The sequence below is a fragment of the Flavobacterium sp. genome (assembly GCF_003525665.1).
In the GTDB taxonomy this organism is placed as follows: Bacteria; Bacteroidota; Bacteroidia; order Flavobacteriales; family Flavobacteriaceae; genus Flavobacterium.
In genome coordinates, this window is the sequence record NZ_DQDX01000101.1 from 10,441 (window position 1) to 10,647 (window position 207).

Sequence of the window (207 nt, forward strand, 5' to 3'; positions counted from 1 at the left end):
TTCGACTGCGCTCAGTGTGACATTATGAAGTTTGGAATTTTAAAGATAGTTTCTTCTTATTTCCTGAAAAGATTGATTTGAATTGATTAACTGGTTAATAATTTGCTTTCTTAAAATTTCGATATTTTCTTCTTTTAAATATTTAGCCCAAGCTGTTTCTTCTAATAAAGTCCTTATTTGTTTGATCACTTTTGTGGTTTCTGATGT